This is a genomic window from Thiothrix sp. UBA5583 (assembly GCA_002425225.1).
Taxonomy (GTDB): domain Bacteria; phylum Pseudomonadota; class Gammaproteobacteria; order Thiotrichales; family Thiotrichaceae; genus Thiothrix; species Thiothrix moscowensis.
Window position 1 is genome coordinate 92,914 of record DILV01000026.1, and the last position, 16,963, is coordinate 109,876.

Genomic DNA, 16,963 nt, shown 5'->3' on the forward strand with positions numbered 1-16,963 from the left:
ATTTCTTGTTTTTATTCCTCGTTCGTGGTAAAAAAAAGGAAGTCATAACCATTCAAAGAGAGATGTGATGTCTGCTACCTTATTAGTTAAAGAAAATGAACAAAGCGTACAAGGTTACCTGCAAAAGCTTGACCTTGATGTTGAAATATTGATCAATGTTATAGAAAGAAGCCATATTGACCGCATGAGTGCAGATAAGGATGAACCAACAACTGCACCAGGGACGTATGCTTATTTCGCAATAGTCAGGGAACTACGTAAGGCTCTTCTACCAAAAGGTTGGGAAAAGGGTAATTTGTCTGGATTGGAAACAGTTTTTAATCCCGCCAATAATGTCTCTATCATTCAAGCTATAGGAAACAGAAGTACAGGAACTCCCACATCACCCTCAACCAAAAACACCAAAGGTAAAAAAACAAGGGAGTATATTCAAAGCAATAAGCAATTTAGCATCTCGGAATTCGATAACAATTTCTCAATAAAGAACTCTGGGGACATATTATTTCAAACATGGGTTTTACTGCATTATTTTGATAGATCGCAACAAGAAATACGATTTGAGCTGTCACTTCCAACGAAATTTGAATCATATGATAATGGCAGAATTAGAGCGTCAGAATGGGAAATTCGCTTGGTTTTTAATCCGGTAAAAATAGCTAATTCCCATTATTTACCTGAACCTCCACCGAACTACACGGACCCAGTAAATATTGCAATTTCAAAGAAGTTATGAGTAATATTTCATTAAATCCCCTCAGGCTTAAATTGGCGAGACGCAGAAATCGCATGAGTATCAAAGCTCTTGCGGAAGATATTGGTATGACTGCAAGAATGATTTCCAACTATGAAAATGGACATGCTGAAATTATACCCTATACCACTGCTGAAAAAATATCTAACTCACTTGGCTATCCAATAGATTTTTTTTGTGGGAACGATGTTGAAGAGTTAGATGCTGCATGGGTTAGCTTTCGTTCTATGAAAGGCATGACTGCATCCATACGCGATGCTGCTTTGAGTGCTGGCAGCCTTGCTCTTTTGTTCAATGAATGGTTAGAAAGTAAATTTACACTGCCTAGCTCTCAATTAGAAGATTTGAGAATTCACTCTCCTGAAACAGCCGCTAGTGTTTTACGTAGACAATGGGGTATTGGAGATTTGTCTATCGGCAATATGATTCATTTACTTGAATCAAAAGGGATAAGAGTATTTTCTCTTTCAGAAAATAATAAAGAGGTTGATGCTTTTTCATTCTGGAAAAACGAAATTCCGTTTATTTTCTTGAATACCTTCAAGTCATCTGAACGTAGTAGGTTTGATGCTGCACACGAATTAGGTCACTTAGTTTTACATAAGCATGGAGGGCCTAATGGAAGAGAGGCTGAAGCAGAAGCTGATAAGTTTGCCTCTGCATTTTTGATGCCTGAAAACACTATTCGCACACATGCAAAAAGCGTTTTTACCTTAGAGGATGCCATTGTTCTAAAAAAATACTGGAAAGTCTCTGTTGCAGCACTTGTAAGAAGAGTTTATGACCTAAATATAATTTCGGAATGGACTTATCGAAGTTTAAGCATTCAAGCATCACAACGCGGCTTTTTTAAAAGAGAGCCAGATAGCATTGAAAGAGAAACATCTCAAGTTCTTAGTAAAATATTTCTCGCGCTAAGAGAAGATGGTATAAAAAAGAATGACATTGCTAAAGAGCTAAATATCCCAACAAGAGAGCTGGAGCAATTAGTCTTCAGCTTGGCTTTTATTGGCACAACCATAAGCTTGAATGAAAAAAAGACTGTTTCCAGCAAAGGAAATAAGCCAATTCTAAAACTAATCAAGTAAAGCAAAAATATCCTACTTCGGAATAATTTGGTGAATATCATAGACGGAAAAAATACAACATTCCTCCTCTACCAAACTCCCGACGGACAAACCCGCCTCGAAGTCCGCCTGCAAGACGAAACCGTGTGGCTATCCCTCACCGACATGAGCAACCTGTTCCAGCGCGACAAGTCGGTGATTTCCCGCCACATCCGCAACATCTTTGCAGAAGACGAACTGGTGCGGGATTCAGTTATTGCAAATTTTGCAACAACTGCCGCCGACGGCAAAACCTATCAGGTGAAACACTTCAACCTGGACGTGGGTTTTACATTGGACGACGAACGCCTCAAACGCGGCGGTGGCAACTATTTCGACGAATTGCTTGCCCGCATCCGCGCCATCCGTTTTGATACTATCCTTATGAAAACACCAGCAAAGCAGGACTGCCGCCATGCCAACCACCATCAACCGTAAGCTCTACCCGGAACTCGACAAGTTGCTGTGGGATGTCCATTGCGAAACAGTAGACCCTGAATTTGCCTTCCGCGTGTATGAAGAACGCTGGGGCTTCGTGCAAGCGCAGAACCTAAGTGACGATGAGCAATATCTGATCAAAGAACTGACCCGCACGGTGGGGCAAGGCATTTTCCTTCCAGCGTTTGGGGTGACACACCATGCCTGATTATCAACTACCCCATCACCGCCTGATCATGACCGCATTGGCGCAGTTCGATGCTGATTTTTTTGCCCAACATGCTATTTGTTTCGGTGGCGGGACACGCATTGCCTTGGAATTGGATGAATACCGCGAATCGGTTGATATTGATTTGCTGTGTCCAAACAAGGATGCCTACCGTGCCGTGCGTGAACAAGTGACAAATCTTTCCCTCGGCGCATTGGTCAGGCAAGAGTTTGATTATGTACGTGAAATTCGCGCAGATCGTTACGCCGTCAGAACGTTTCTGAAGCTGGATGATTCACTGGTCAAACTCGAAATCGTCAGTTGTGATGAATACCGGCTGGTGGCGGGTGCTGATCCGAACTTGTTTCCGCTGCCCTACTTGTCACGCGAATCCTGTTTCATGACCAAGCTGTTGGCGAATGCTGACCGTGCGCTTGCCTCACCGTTCAAGGATGTCTTCGACTTGGTGGCGATGTATTTGGCATGGGGTGAAATTCCGCAAGCTGCATGGCAAGAAGCCGAACGGCAATACGGCAGTATTCCCCGCAAGGCATTGCTGAAATCACTGGCAGATATGCTGGCACGACCTGCACTGTATCTGGAACGGGCTGCGGATATGAAAATGAAGCCCCATTGGGCGCAGCGGATTGTGACGGAAGGTGCGCAGCAGTTGTACGATTTGTAATATACTCACCGAGTAATTTCAAACTCAGACTTTGAATATGTCCTATCTTTATCGGGATATGTAGCAATTCATCCACTACCTGCTGCAACACTTCCCTGCTGTTGCGGTCTTGGGGCGCGACAGCTAATGTTGGCGTGGGTAGTTTTGTGCAGGGGTTGATAGGGTCAACAGTGGGAAATGTAAATCAACCCTAAAACCTGAGAGTAGGTAACTATTTTGGAAATTATTGTGTTTGAAAGAGTTATATTCTTGCCAGGGATATTGTTTGGCATTATTACCGGCTATCTGCTACCTGGTTCATTTTGGTTGTCATTTCGCATAGCAACTGATCTTTCTTATAATTTTCTGTCTAGATTGCAGATCCCAACTACTATTGGCGGCTTGATAAGTTTATTTATAGGTCTGTGCATTTCATTGCTGGCAATATTTCTGGTTTTTTTCCCATTGGGAATAGTAGTAAAATTCGCTCCTTCTCATGCTCACCCTGTTTTATCGTTTATGATGCCACTACTGCTAGGTATGTGGTTATATCGAATGCGATCAGAAGCCAAGAAGGGAAAAAGGTAGCTTTTGCCGGTGAAACCATTAAAGGGCTGCCGCTAGGACTTTCAAGGTGATAAATTGATCACTGCGCATGTATTCCACTACACCGCAGGCGACCAGACCGACCATTACACCCCGCCCAAGCTGAACGGCGCGGACACCATCACCCAGTACACCTACAATGTCATGTCTCATGTGATTATTGTTCCGTAACCATTTCATCATTAAACCAAAACAGTTTCATGACGGTGGTTGACCGCATTGCCCGCAGATAAGCTAAACTCCTGCCAGATAATGACAATCTGGCGGGAGTGCGTGTATTTATGGGTAAACGGATCATGGTCATGCTGGCGGGAATGGCCTTGAGTGTCAGTCTGACAAATACTCAGGCAGGCGCTGAAATCGTGTTCGGTTACAGCATGGATGGTCGTCCGGTCAGCTACCCGCGTATCGTGCAGGGCAAAAATGCGGGGACGGATGGTTTCTGTGCAGCCTTGCGCGAGCATTTGCAGGCGGAAGGCTACCAAATCCGTGAAGTCGAGCAGTGGTTTGATACCCGTTTTACCCCGTTTGCACAGTCGTTGGCAGGCAAGCCCGGTCTGGAGTGTGGCCCGCATTCGCGCACCCTGGCACGGGCCGCTACTCTGCAAGCCACTGATGGTGCGTTCAAGGGCGAGTTTTCCCAAGCGTTCGCGGTCACTTCCACCAAACTGCTGGTCAGGAGCGAGCGGCTGGCAGCCTTGTACACGCAACCAGCAACCCTCAGAATCGGGGTGTTGAAATCCGCCCAGGCGGGCAGCCCCGTCACCAGCACCGTGATCGAAGGCGTGTTTGCCAACGCACAAATCGTCGCACTTGCCAGCCGCAAGGAAGCGGTAGAGCGCCTGTTGCAACCACTGGAGGCTGCCGATGCACTGGATGCTTACGCCAGTGACGAAATCCTGCTCGACAGTATGCTCAACAACCCGGATGAAATTCCCAGCGGACAGCGCGAACACTACAGCATTGAGCCGCCCCTGTACGGCTTTTCCCGCGAGGAATACGCAGTGGTGGTGTACAACGACCAGCAACTGACCCAAACGGTCAACACTTGGCTGGAGTCGGCGGCTGGCACGGCGGCAGCGGCAGCCCTGCAACCGGCAAACGATGGTTTTGTACGCAGTCTGCAATGGCTGGCGCGGGGTGATCACCTGTTCATGGCGCGTTCCCTGCTCAGCCTGCTGGCGGTCGGGGTGGCCTTGCTGCTGACCTTGCGCCTGTGGGGCAGGGTACGCCGCCAGTTGCGTGCGAAAGCGGCTGCCGGTGCAGAACCCTTGCCAGCGCCCGAGCCTGTAGCTGTGCAGACGGCGGAACAGGTCGGAGAGCCTGTGGATATTCCACTGACGGCGCACCAGCTCCAGATTGCCAAGTTGTGGGCCAACGGTCAGCAGGCGGGTATGATTGCCAAACAACTGGAAATCGGCTCGCACCGCACGGTGGAGGCGCATATCCGCACCATTTACCAGAAAACCCAGACCGGCAACCGCATTGAGCTGTTCCGCCATTTGCAGCAACATGGTTTGCTGTAAGCCGTTTAACCCTGTTGTGCCAGTCAGAGCGTATAAGGATGTATCACGATAACGTTTCCGATGCCTATTGCAGGCAATTGTATGAGCAGTTTTGCCGGGGAGAACGGCGGGCTGGTATTGAATTGGTCAACCTGTTTGGCAACCGCTTGCTGCAATACGTGCGGCGCAGTTGCATTTACAGTGATCAGGATGCAGCGGAGGATTGTGTGCAAAACACCTGGATGAAACTGGTGCAGTATTGTGGCAAGCCGCTACAGGCCGGGACTTTCTGGGGGTTTGTGTGCGCCATTGCCCGCCATCAGGCAATTGATGATTACCGCAGCAGCACCCGCCAGAAGCGCAACCCCGGCGAACAGGTTGAATACGCAGAGGAATACCACCAGCCTGCTGAGCTGGCGGATGGCGAGGCCGACCCAGCCCGCGTGCTGGAACTGCTCGAATCCACCCGTAGCGAGGAACAGCGGCTGGGCGCATTCAAGCAGGCCATGACGGCCTTGCCGGACAAGCAGCGGCTAGCGCTGAGCCTGCAACTGGGCGGTTATTCCCTGAAGGACATCGCCAGCCACATGCAGGAAAAGGAAGAAACCGTGAAATCCCACCTGCGTTACGCCAAAAACAAACTTAAACGGTTGCTGGTGGCAGGGGGCGAACAGGCAGCGGACATGCAGGAGGCGTGGAACCCATGAGTACCGACACACCCAACGGGCAGAATGACGATCAGGCATTCGAGCAGGAATTGCGTGCCTTGTACCGGGCGGCCTTGCTGGATGAGGATTTCCAGCAGCAGCTTGCCAGTGATTTGCGCAGCCTGCCTGCCGGGGAACAAGCCGGTTTGCAGGCTGCGGAACAGACATTGTTGCGTGATGCCACCCTGAGTGAGACGGCGCGGGTGCGTTTGCTGGATACCTTGCCGCCCTGTCAGGCACAACCCGCAATATCCAGCCAGCAAGCCTGGTGGCAACGCTGGTTGCCGCGCCCGTGGCTGCTGTTGCCTGCTACCCTGCTGGCGGGGGTGTTACTGGGGGGCTTGTTGCCCAGCCTGTGGTTGCCACCCGCCAGTGATGACCTGACCCGAGGGCATTCCCTGCCTGTTGCCCCGGTTGCACCTGCGAACACGCCAGTGGATGCCAGCATCCGGCAAAATCCACAGCAATGGCTGGGGGTGATTGCCGATTTGTTGCGGCAGGGCAAGGTGGCGCAGGCGCGGCAGGAATTGCAGGCATTCGGGCTGCTGTACCCGAACTATCAGCCCCCGCCTTCCCCGTAAAGGACGAACGCCGCCCAGTAAGCCGGGTGGGCGGGTTGGGCGGCTTCCTGCCAGCCCAGCCAGCAGCGCCAGCCGCATTCATCCGTCTGTTTGCTCAGGGTTTGCATGGTCTGGCGCAAGGCTTCGGCGCGGCTGATGCCTGCGGGTTGCTGCAAGTTGTGGAACAGTTGCGTCATCAGCCGTTCGGTGGCTTGCGAATTCACCGACCAGTGTGAGGCCAGCACGCTTTTTGCGCCCGCCACAAAAAAGGCTTTGGCAAGTGCCGACAAGCCGTTGTGGGTATCCCGGTCTTGCAGGACGCCGGTATTGCAGGCCGACAGCAGTACCCAGTCAGCCTGAAGTTCCAGCCCGGCAATGTCACTCACACTCAGATAACCGTCATCTTCAGGTGTGCCGGTGGCGGGAGGGGTCAGCACCAGTCCCGGTTCCATGCGGCTCAGGGCTGTGTCGGTGGCATGGTCGGGCGGTAATAGCGCATGGCTGGCAAAACTGAGGATACGGCTGCGCTGTAATACGCCATCGCGGGCCAGTTGCCTGAGCCTGCTTTCCGTCGCGTTTTCCCGCAAAAACAGGGCAGTGTCAGGGTCAGCGTGCAGGCTCAGGGCAATCTGCCGCAATTCACTGGCGGTTTCCGGCAAGGCAGGCAAGCTGGTAGCCAGCAGGGCAGGGTTGCCGAAATATTGCAAACCGTCAGCGCCATGGGTCAGTTGTGCGCCCAGTTGCGCCAGCCAGTCGTCATCCTGGCTGGTGCTGGAACCTTGTAGCAGGGGATCGCCGAAACCGATGAAGGTTGGCGGTTCCGTGGTGGTTGCCGTTTGGGCAGGTGTCTTGCGCAAGTCTGCCAGCGCATGGACAGCAGGCAGATAGGAAAATGCATGGTGATTTGCCAGCCAGTCTGCTTGCGCATAAGCATCACGCCCCTGGGTGACTGTGGGTGGAGTTTTCACCAGTACCTGCAAGGGCAGGTTTTGCAATGCACCGTCCGGTACGGCAAAGATGTGTTTGACGCCGTTCAGGTCGTCGGCAGCCGGGGCAAACAGGGTCTGGTACAGGCCGTGGGCGGCTGACAGGTTGAAAGGCTGTTGCGGATCGGCAAGGGCTGCCAGCAGGCCATTGGCGGGATCGGTCAGGGTGGTTTGCAACACGCTTTGGTTGATGTCCAGTGCGTGCAGTTTGGGGGCGTGCGCGGGTCGGATGACCAGTAGCCAGGATTTTGCTGCGCGGTCACTCAATGTCCAGACCAGCAGGGCTTCATCCGGTTTGAGCAAGGCTTGTACTTGTGTCAGCGTGAGCGGCACAGGGCTGAGCAACGGTGTGTAAGCGGGGAAGGTTTCGCGCAGTTGCGCATCCTGTTGCTGGATGGCATGGCTGGTTTGCTGCATGGCCTGATGCAGTTGTTCGCTGTCAGTGCTGGTAGCGGCAGGGTTGGCAAGTGTTTCCGCGTATTGCTGGTCAAGCTGGCTAAGGCGGGTTTGCAGGTTCCACAAGGTTTGCAGGCGTGCCCGGTTGTCTGGGTTATTGGCACTGAGACGCAGGGCAGTCTGGCGCAATGCCTGGGTACGCTGTTCGCCATGTGCCTGTTGCATGGCCTGGAATACCTCGGGCAGGCTAGTATCAACAGGCAATTGCCGGTAAGCCATGCCCAGATGCAGCAGCCATAGCTGGCGACGTGCCAGCCAGCGGAATTGCGCGGCTTGCTCACGGTCATCGGTGGGGTGTGCCAGATATTGCTCGCGTGCCTGTCGCAGCCAGTCGAGGGCAGCAGGGATTTCCTGACGCTTTTCATGCAAGGCTGCCATGCTTTCCAGGCTGCGGGCCTTGCTGCCGGGGCTGACCGGTGGCAACAGGTTGTGCGGCATGTGAATGGTTTGCAGCAGCAGTTCGCGGGCGGCGGTCTGCTTGCCGGATTCCAGCAAGGTGTTGGCGAGCATTTCGCGGGTGGCCAGGTAAGTCACGGAACGCAGGGATTGGGCAAAGCCACTGGCAGTGGCGGGTGTTTGCTGTTCCAGTGCGTGCAGGGCTTCCTGCAACAGGGGTTCGGCTTTGGCATAGGCTTGCTGCTGCACATACAGGGATGCCAGCGGGATCAGGGCGGCTGGGGCATCCTGCGACGGTGGGTTGGCACGATCCAGTGCCAGACTGCGCAGGAATTGCTGTTCGGCTTCCGGGTAACGTTGCTGTTCCTGATACAGTTGGGCAAGGTAAACCAGTGTTATCGGCAGGTTGGCAGCTTCGGTCGTGCTGTGCTGGATAATGCCCTGTAACAGGTTTTCTGCCTGTGGGTAGTCGCCTTGCTGCTGGTAACGGCTGGCAAGGTTGATACGGTATGTCCACTGGCTGGCAAAGGGCAGGGTTGTTTGTTCCAGCAGTTGGCTGGCTTGTGTCAGCAAGGGGCTGGCAGCCTGTTGTTGCCCTTGCAACTGGTAGGTTTCCGCTACATCCAGCAAGCTGGACATCGCCAGCATTCCCAGTTGTGGGTCAACTGCTTGCCCGATGAGCGGGGCATTGGCTTGTAACAGTTCCCAGCTTTTCAGCATTAACCGGGCGCTGTTTTTCAGTAATGGGGTGGCTTGGCCATATTCACTCTGGAATTTATAGGTTGTGCCTTGGGCTGAATAACTGGTTCCTTGCTGGTGATAAACAAGACTTAGTGCATAGTTTAACTGTGCCAAAAACTTATCATGATCATTGCCCTTGGTTAATCCGTTCAGGTTGTTTATGGCTTCGAGCAATTTTGTTTCATTGGTGGTGCTGATTTGCAAGGCTTTTGCGTAATCGCCAGCCTGTTGGGCTTGCAGGCACAAGCGGCTTTGCTGGGTGGTGAAATTAATCAGTTCATTGATTTCATTGGCTGTGATGGCGGCATTGGCATTGAAAGACCACAAGCAGCAGAAAATATAGATAATTATTTTTAATTGTTTTATTGCCATAAAACTTTTCTCTTTATTGCGTGGCATGGGTGATTAGTTTTTACATCTATAATCAAGCGACGTGATTTTATTTTAAGTGATTTAACCCCGTTTATCGAGATTTGGCGTATTCACTGACAAGAACAGTGATTCTGCTGGTCATTCAGCAAATGTAATGCAAGGAGTGTTTCCATGTCCCAGTCAGACAATACCCCCACCGTGCTGGTGAGTAGCAAAGCGGCAAAGCAGCAGCCTGCCAAAAACCTGTTTGATGATGTCAGCCCCAAACCTGCGGGGCAGGGCAGTGGGCAGGGCGATTCCTTCCGCCAGAAAACCGTTTTTTATGGTGAGGGGGCGGTGGTTGCGCCTGCGGATGCTGCCGGTCTGACTGTCCTGGCGCATGGGGTTGTAGCCGACAGGGAGGGCACGAGCGGGCAGGATTTCATGCATGACCCGGTGGTTGGCTGGGTGGTGGTGATTCAGGGGGCAGGCAAGGGCAAGTCCTTGCCGCTGGGTTACGGAACCAATGCACTGGGGCGGGCTGCCAGCCAGCGGGTTTGCCTGGATTTCGGCGACCGGCAGATTTCCCGCGAAAACCATGCCCTGATTACCTACGAACCCAAGGGGCGGGTGTTTTATCTGCAAAATGGCGGGGGCGTCAACCTGACCTACCTGCAAACCCTGGATGGCAGTGTATTGCCGGTGTTGGCTCCGCTGGTGCTGGAACATGGGCAGTGCATCCAGTTGGGTGACACGACCCTGAAGTTCATGGCGCTGTGCGGTAGCCAGTTTGACTGGAACGACCTTGCGTAACGGGGGACGGGCATGAGCAGCCAGCAGCACAGCGTTTTCGACACGGGTTATGCCTCGGATCAGGGGCAGCGCCAGCAGCAGGAAGACCATCTGGGGGTGCGCCACTACCCGGATGGTTCCGTGCTGGCAGTGTTGGCGGATGGCATGGGTGGTCATGCCGGTGGTGCAGTTGCCAGTGAAATGGCGGTGCGGCTGTTTGGCGAATCTTTTTCTGCAAGTGCAGGCAGTATTTCCCAACGTTTGCAAGCGGCCTTGCTGCGCACCAACCAGCAACTGGAAGCACAGGCGCGTGCTCACAAGGAATTGCACGGTATGGGCGCAACCCTGCTGGCGGTGCATGTGCAAGGTGAGGAACTGCACTGGCTGAGCGTGGGCGATTCCCTGTTGTACCGCTTTGCCCGCCCTGCCGGATTGCAGCAGTTAAACCGCCTGCACACCGTGAGTGAACGTTTCCGCCAGTTGCTGGCAGCAGGGCGTATTTCGCAAACCGAATATGCAGCGGTGGAAGAACCCCATGCCCTCACCAGTGCGCTGGGGCTGGACAAGCTGCATGAAACCGATTGCCAGCACCAGCGGTTTGCCGCCGGGGAATTGCTGATCCTGGCCAGCGACGGTTTGCTGACACTGGAACAGGCGCAACTGGCGGCCTTGCTTGACCCTGCCTTGTCTGCGCAAGCGCTGGCTGACCGGCTGGTACAGGCGGTGCTTGCCCGCCAGCAACCCGCCCAGGACAACACCAGCGTGGTTGTCATCAGGAAAGTACCGGGCAAAACCCCACGCCGGGCGCTGTTGCCGGTGGTGCTGGGTGTGTCGCTGGTACTGGGGGCAATGGGCGGAATCGCTTATCTGTTCCACCACCTGCAAGCCAGCAATGCCGCAGCACAGGCAGCCAACCTGACCATGCAGCAACAGGCCGAAGCCGCCCGGCAAAAACAGCAGGCAACCGAAGCTGCCCTCAAAGCCCAGATGGATGCAGCACAACAGGCACTAACCGAAGCTGAAAAACAGCGGGAAGCCGCGCAAAAAGCTGAAGCCGAAGCCAAGGCCAAGGTGCGGCGTGCCGAAAGCCGCGCCCAGCAGGCCCAGGCCGAAGAGGAAGCCGCCAAACGTCGTTTGCGTGAAGAGCGTATGAAACAAGTGCAACCAGCGCCAGTTACGCCCCCCGCAGTGCCCCCCGCAGTGCCCAACGTACCCGGTCTGCCGGAATTGCCACCTGCCACCCAACCCCCGGCAGGGCAACTTCCGCACTGATACGGGCAAGGATCATTGGATGAAACGTTTACAAGAGAGGTTTGCAATCATGTTCAGGCATTTCATGGCAGCGTGTGTGCTGCTGACATCACTGGTAACACCTGCCCTGTCGGCTACCGGTGAAGCCATCAAGGACGCACAAGGCAGTGTGGTGCGGATTGTAGCTTTCGTTGCCAACGGCAAGAAAACCAGTGTTACCACCGGCACGGGCTTTGTGGTCGATGGCTATAAACACGTCGTTACCAACCTGCATGTGGTGGAAAAGGCGCAGCCGGATGACATCATGGTTGCCGATGGCGGGATCGGCGAACACAGCAGCAAGGTGGCGCGGATCATTGCCAAATCCACCGCGCTGGATCTGGCGATTCTGGAAGTACCTACCCTGAGCAAACGCACACCCCTGAAACTGTTCAAGGGCAAGCCGGTTGAGGTGGCACAGAATGCCTGGGCGATCGGTTTTCCCGGTGTGGCGGATGAGGCTTCCGATTCCCGCGAGCAGGTGGAAAACGATTTCATTTCATCAACAGTCAGCAGCGGCATCATCAACAAGACCACCCGCACCAAGGAATGGGGCAATAAGAGTGCCGAAGTCAACATCCTGCACCATTCCGCTGCCGTCAACCACGGCAACAGCGGTGGCCCCTTGCTGAATGAATGTGCCAATGTGATCGGGGTCAACACCCAGATTGATACCAGCGATGGCAATACCGTCAACAAGGCGTTGAACGTGGTGGAACTGGCGGATTTCCTGTCGGAAAACAGCATTCAGTACGATACAGGGGATGGGCAGTGCGCAACCACCGCAACGGGTAGTGTTGCCACCCCAACAGCCGCTAGCGGAAGCACGGATGCTGCCAAGCTCACCGAGGGTAACGGCAACAGCTTTCCGTGGTTGACGGTGGCAGCGGTGGGGCTGGTGGTGCTGGCACTGGCAGGGTTGGCAATCCTGTTCCTGAACAAGCCGACAGCACTGAGCAAACCACAGGCGGTTGCCGCACCCGTGGGGGCAGTTCCGCCCGTCAAGCCACCGCTGGCAACGGGGGGCTATGTCCTGCAAGGGCTGGATGGTCATGAAAACCTGCGCTTCGCCCTGGATCGGGACAGCATCCACATCGGGCGTTCTGCCAGCATGAATGATTACGCCATTGCGGATGATTCCGTGTCCCGGCGGCATGTCAGCTTGCGCCGTGAGCAGGATGGCTGGCTGCTGGAAGACGAAAACACCACCAATGGCACGAGCCTGAACGGGCAGCGGCTGGTTTCACACCGTACCCATCGGCTGTCTGCCAACGACATTGTGAAAATCGGTGAGGTCAAGTTCCTGTTCTGCAAAGCCTGATCAGGAAGCAAGGGAGTGATGACCATGCAGCATCGGCAAGCATTACCCATCGGTACTTACCTGCACGAATACGAGGTGCTGGATGTGCTCGGCAGTGGCGGGTTCGGGGTGGTTTATCTGGCGCAGGATCATGCGCTGGCGCAGCGGGTGGTCATCAAGGAATATTTGCCAGCCGCTTGCGCGGTGCGCTTGTCCGGCAACACGGTGGTGGCTACCAACCCTAGGGAAGAGGCAACCTTCCGCTGGGGGCTGGAACGCTTCCTTGCCGAAGCACGCGCTCTGGCCGAATTTCGCCAGCACCCCAACATCGTGTCGGTGTTGCGCCATTTCAATGCCAACAATACCGGCTACATGGTGATGGAATACGCCGGGGCGCTGAGCTTGCAGGATTACCTTGACCAGCGCCAGACCCTGAGCGAGGCACAGCTTGAGGCGATGATCCTGCCCTTGCTGGATGCGCTGGAAAAAGTACATGCCAGGGGGATCATTCACCGCGACCTCAAGCCCGCCAACATCCTGATCAATGCGGAAGGCCAGCCGGTGCTGATTGATTTCGGTGCAGCACGGCAAGCACTGGAACACAAAAGCCAGAGCATGACCGCGATCATTACGCCGGGGTATTCGCCATTCGAGCAATACACCGCGACGGGCAAGCAGGGGGCGTGGACGGATATTTACGCACTGGCAGCCGTGATGTACCGCTGTGTGACCGGCAGCATTCCACCGGATGCGCTGGGGCGGATGATCCCGGCTGCGCCCGCTCTGCTGACGGCGCAACAGGTGCAAGGAACGTATTCCCCGGCGTTGCTGGCAGCGATTGACTGGGGTTTGCAGGTGCAGGTTGAGGCGCGACCCGCTTCCATTGCGCTGTGGCGGGAGCAGTTTTATGCGGTAGATGCGCCGGAAACCTCCCCAACACTTGCCCTGCAAGCCCTACGGGTGAAGTCTGCACCAGGTGTTGCCACCAGTGCAGCGCGGTTGCCACGTTTCAGTCAGCCGGTTGGCAAGCGGCGGCAATGGGGAATCCTGTTGCTCAGTGCCATGTTGCTGTTGGGGGTGGGCATGTTGTGGTATGCGCAAGTGATGCCAACGGCAGCAACTTTGCCGGTGCAGGCATCGGTGACACCTGCACCTCCGGCGGAACCCACTCCGCTAGTTGCCGAACCCAAGGTTATGCCTGCCAGTATCCGCGAAGCTGTGGTGATTGATCCGGCAAAAAAGATTGAAGCCGCTGTCCGGGATGCGCTTGGTACGGCAGTGGCGATCCGCGATGGGCTGGAGGGTTACAAGACAGCCCAAACCAATCTGGGCGAAATCAGGCGGCTGCGTAAACAAAGTGAACAGGCGGACAAGTTCAAGGGCAACCGTGAGGAATTTGAGCGGCTGGTGGAAGAACGCACTGCCAAGAACCAGCGGGTGGTGGATGAACACGCGCAGCGGCTTGCCCGCTACCGTGAGCAGGTACAGGTGTTGTGCCCGTTCCGGGCGGATGCGGCAGCCTTGCTGGCGGGTGGTAGCCGCGTGACCGGGCAGGGCAATCTGGGGCTGATTTTCCGGCATACCCAGCGTTTGTGTACGGATCAGCCCCTGTCAGATACCGACCTGACAAAGGATTTGGCGAAAATCGACTAGGAGTTTTTTCTCATGCAAAAGACAAGCATCATGATCAGCGTCTTGCTGCTGACCGTCAGTCTGGTGGGGTGCAATGCCAGCCATCCGTTCCGTTCGCGCCCGATAGCGCCACGCCACTATGTGCAGATTCCCAAGGATGTGGGCAGTTGCCGTTATGACAACAGTTGTCACCAGCGCTCCGGCGCAGTGCCCAGCAACAGTAAAAGTGCTGGCAAAAGTGCGGGCAAGCGTCCCGCTTCCGTTGGTAAGAGCAGTGGTACTGGGGTATTTGATGCAGACAAGGCCATCGACAAACTGAAAAATCTGTAGTTTTTTGCAAGTGGTTTAACCCCGTTGTGGCTGGCTTGGCGTAATGCTGGTTGGGAAGACCCCAACTACATTGCACAAGGAGTAAATCTCATGAAAAAGACCAGTATTGCAGTTGCGTTGCTTGGTACAGCCTTGACCTGGGGCACGGCAGCAGCAGAAAGCACCAACATGTTCGGTGGCGGTTCTGCCATGTGGTATGCCAACCTGCAAGGGCAGGCTGCCATGTTCGACAGTTACAACAATAGTGGTTACGGCAGTGGTGGCTATAGTCAGCCTGACTATTACTACGACGATGGCGGCTACGATAATGGTTACGTCGATTATTCCTATGGGGGTGGCGATTATTATTCGGCTGACATGGGTGATTTCTGTGACGAGTGCTGGGGTGACGAGTAAAAAGACCTCTCCAGCGGGCTGGGCAGGGCATATACTTCAGGCAACCCAAACTATCCAAGGTGTTCTCTGATGCCATCACACTTTATCCTGCCCGACCCGCAAGGCTCCGCCCGCACCCTCGCGGCGGGCTGGTTGAAACTCGGTATTTTTGCCTTGCTGGCAGCGGGGATTTTTTCCCTGTTGCTGGTGATGTCACGCACGCCTGCGGTGCAGGATGTGATTCCCTGGCTGGATTTTTTCCACACCGCACTGGTGGTGCATGTGGTGCTGTCGGTGCTGGTGTGGTTTCTGGCTTTTGCCGGGGTGTTGTGGACTGCCAATAGCCAGCTTGCTACGCAGTGGTGGGATAACAGCATTCTGGTGGTCACGGTTATCGGCACGTTATTGATCGTGGTGTCACCATTCACGGGTGATGGGCATCCGCTGTTGAATAATTATGTGCCGGTATTGCAACAGCCGGTATTCCTGAGTGGGCTGGCGGTGTTTGGGGGCGGTTTCACTTGGTTGATCATTCGTTCCTTGATGGTGGCGCGGCATGAGACTGCGCCAGCTTTTGGGATTTACCTGAGTATTCTGGTGGCAGCAGCAGCGGTACTAGCGTTGTTGGTCACGGCTATTCAGATACCTGCTTCAGCCAGTGGGCAGGGGTTCTACGAAGTGTTGTTCTGGGGCGGTGGGCATGTGTTGCAATTTACCCATACCCTGCTGCTGTTAGTGGCGTGGTTGTGGTTGGCGCAAGCCAGCGGTATTAGCCTGCGCCTTGCGCCTGCGGTTGCCAAAGGCTTGCTGGGTTTGGTGGCGTTGCCGGTTGTGGCAGTGCCGTTGATTTACTGGCAATTCGATGTCATGTCGGCAGAACACCGCGCGGCATTTACCCATTTGATGAAATACGGCGGCTTACTGTCAGTGCCGCTGGGTGTGGTCGTGGTCGTAGCAGTCTTGCGGGCAGCACGGGTAACGGATGACGGTTTGCGCCCGTTGCGTCATGCCCTGAATGCTTCCATCCTGCTGTTTGCAGCGGGTGGGGTGATCGGTTTCCTGATCCATGGGGCGAATGTGGTGATTCCGGCGCATTACCACGGCTCGATTGTTGGGGTGACGCTGGCTTTCATGGGGGTGACGTATTACCTGCTGCCGAAACTGGGTTTCCGTGCTGCGACTTCTCGCTGGGCGGCTTGGCAACCCTACATTTACGGCGGTGGGCAGTTGATGCACATTTTGGGCTTGGCGTGGTCGGGTGGCTACGGGGTACAGCGCAAGACAGCCGGGGCGGCGCAAGCGCTGGAAAACCTGCCGCAAGTGTTGGGGATGGGCATGATGGGGCTGGGTGGTCTGATTGCGATTATCGGCGGGGGCATTTTCGTGGTGGTGGTGTTACGGGCGATGTACGCCAAGGCGTAGGGTGGCTGGTTTGTTATACATAACCTGATTCTATTGTGGCTATAATGTCGGCATGATTCACTGTGTGGAAAAATTGCCATGCCACAAGCGCAACACGGCTCAGCAGCGGTCGGGCTTGCCTACAACAGCGTCATCCAGATCATCAATTCTACAGGTGGCGGATTGACGGAAGACGACATCCGCCAGCACGAACACCAGTACCTTGAGTACATGATGCAAGATTGCATGGGGCTGGAATGGCTGCGGCTGGTGCGCAAGCAGGATGAAAAGACAGCAGTGATGGGTTTGGATGCGGTCTACACGCCGTTACTCACCACAACCCTGGAACAAGAAAAGGAAGTGCTGAA

At 54.6% G+C, this 16,963-nt stretch carries 18 protein-coding genes; 17 read left to right on the forward strand and 1 reads right to left on the reverse strand.

All coding sequences use genetic code 11. From position 1 onward, the window contains the following. The first annotated feature begins 67 nt into the window (after window positions 1–67). The 9 genes from B2U47_RS09225 (at window position 68) to B2U47_RS09265 (ending at window position 6,566) form a co-directional block, all read left to right on the forward strand. Window positions 68–733, forward strand: a complete 666-nt coding sequence (locus tag B2U47_RS09225) for a hypothetical protein (RefSeq protein WP_296679575.1) — start codon at window positions 68–70, stop codon at window positions 731–733. Next, complete coding sequence (locus tag B2U47_RS09230) at window positions 730–1,839, forward strand: helix-turn-helix domain-containing protein (protein ID WP_296679572.1); 1,110 nt, start codon at window positions 730–732, stop codon at window positions 1,837–1,839. Before B2U47_RS09225 ends, B2U47_RS09230 begins: the two co-directional genes overlap by 4 nt. A 30-nt stretch (window positions 1,840–1,869) precedes the next feature. Further along, on the forward strand, window positions 1,870–2,295 hold the full coding sequence (locus B2U47_RS09235) for a hypothetical protein (protein WP_296679571.1): 426 nt from the start codon (window positions 1,870–1,872) through the stop codon (window positions 2,293–2,295). Continuing rightward, a complete protein-coding gene (locus tag B2U47_RS09240; protein WP_296679567.1) occupies window positions 2,273–2,503 on the forward strand; it encodes a hypothetical protein in 231 nt (76 codons plus the stop codon). Before B2U47_RS09235 ends, B2U47_RS09240 begins: the two co-directional genes overlap by 23 nt. Continuing rightward, window positions 2,496–3,188, forward strand: coding sequence for a nucleotidyl transferase AbiEii/AbiGii toxin family protein (locus tag B2U47_RS09245; protein ID WP_296679565.1), 693 nt, complete (start codon window positions 2,496–2,498; stop codon window positions 3,186–3,188). Before B2U47_RS09240 ends, B2U47_RS09245 begins: the two co-directional genes overlap by 8 nt. 621 nt (window positions 3,189–3,809) lie before the next feature. Continuing rightward, window positions 3,810–3,944, forward strand: coding sequence for a hypothetical protein (locus B2U47_RS09250; protein ID WP_296679563.1), 135 nt, complete (start codon window positions 3,810–3,812; stop codon window positions 3,942–3,944). Window positions 3,945–4,054: 110 nt separating this feature from the next. Beyond that, the gene (locus B2U47_RS09255; protein ID WP_296679561.1) at window positions 4,055–5,299 is read left to right on the forward strand and encodes a LuxR C-terminal-related transcriptional regulator; all 1,245 of its coding nucleotides are present in this window, start codon (window positions 4,055–4,057) and stop codon (window positions 5,297–5,299) included. A 38-nt stretch (window positions 5,300–5,337) separates the two neighbouring features. Beyond that, window positions 5,338–5,985: an RNA polymerase sigma factor gene (locus B2U47_RS09260; protein WP_296679559.1), complete on the forward strand. Its 648-nt coding sequence runs from the start codon at window positions 5,338–5,340 to the stop codon at window positions 5,983–5,985. After that, on the forward strand, window positions 5,982–6,566 hold the full coding sequence (locus B2U47_RS09265) for a hypothetical protein (protein WP_296679557.1): 585 nt from the start codon (window positions 5,982–5,984) through the stop codon (window positions 6,564–6,566). The genes B2U47_RS09260 and B2U47_RS09265 overlap by 4 nt, the downstream gene beginning before the upstream one ends. Here B2U47_RS09265 and B2U47_RS09270 read toward each other — a convergent pair. Continuing rightward, window positions 6,545–9,496: a CHAT domain-containing protein gene (locus B2U47_RS09270; protein ID WP_296679555.1), complete on the reverse strand. Its 2,952-nt coding sequence runs from the start codon at window positions 9,494–9,496 to the stop codon at window positions 6,545–6,547. The two genes, B2U47_RS09265 and B2U47_RS09270, sit on opposite strands and share 22 nt — an antisense overlap. Before the next feature lie 171 nt (window positions 9,497–9,667). Here B2U47_RS09270 and B2U47_RS09275 point away from each other — a divergent pair, with 171 nt between their 5' ends. From B2U47_RS09275 to B2U47_RS09310, 8 genes are all read left to right on the forward strand, one after another. Further along, window positions 9,668–10,288, forward strand: a complete 621-nt coding sequence (locus B2U47_RS09275; protein WP_296679552.1) for an FHA domain-containing protein — start codon at window positions 9,668–9,670, stop codon at window positions 10,286–10,288. A gap of 12 nt (window positions 10,289–10,300) precedes the next feature. After that, window positions 10,301–11,539 (forward strand): PP2C family protein-serine/threonine phosphatase, encoded by a 1,239-nt coding sequence (locus B2U47_RS09280; RefSeq protein WP_296679550.1) that lies wholly within the window; start codon window positions 10,301–10,303, stop codon window positions 11,537–11,539. A gap of 19 nt (window positions 11,540–11,558) precedes the next feature. Further along, window positions 11,559–12,878: a trypsin-like peptidase domain-containing protein gene (locus B2U47_RS09285; RefSeq protein WP_296679548.1), complete on the forward strand. Its 1,320-nt coding sequence runs from the start codon at window positions 11,559–11,561 to the stop codon at window positions 12,876–12,878. Window positions 12,879–12,896: 18 nt separating this feature from the next. After that, complete coding sequence (locus B2U47_RS09290) at window positions 12,897–14,510, forward strand: serine/threonine protein kinase (RefSeq protein ID WP_296679547.1); 1,614 nt, start codon at window positions 12,897–12,899, stop codon at window positions 14,508–14,510. 12 nt (window positions 14,511–14,522) lie between these two features. Next, on the forward strand, window positions 14,523–14,819 hold the full coding sequence (locus B2U47_RS09295; RefSeq protein WP_296679545.1) for a hypothetical protein: 297 nt from the start codon (window positions 14,523–14,525) through the stop codon (window positions 14,817–14,819). A gap of 90 nt (window positions 14,820–14,909) precedes the next feature. Then, entirely contained in the window at window positions 14,910–15,215 is a 306-nt protein-coding gene (locus tag B2U47_RS09300) for a hypothetical protein (protein ID WP_296679543.1), read from the forward strand. A 69-nt stretch (window positions 15,216–15,284) separates the two neighbouring features. Then, a complete protein-coding gene (locus B2U47_RS09305) occupies window positions 15,285–16,616 on the forward strand; it encodes a cbb3-type cytochrome c oxidase subunit I (protein WP_296679540.1) in 1,332 nt (443 codons plus the stop codon). Between the two features lie 78 nt (window positions 16,617–16,694). Further along, window positions 16,695–16,963, forward strand: a 269-nt coding sequence (locus B2U47_RS09310) for a hypothetical protein (protein ID WP_296688337.1), incomplete at its 3' end; no start/stop codon positions are given.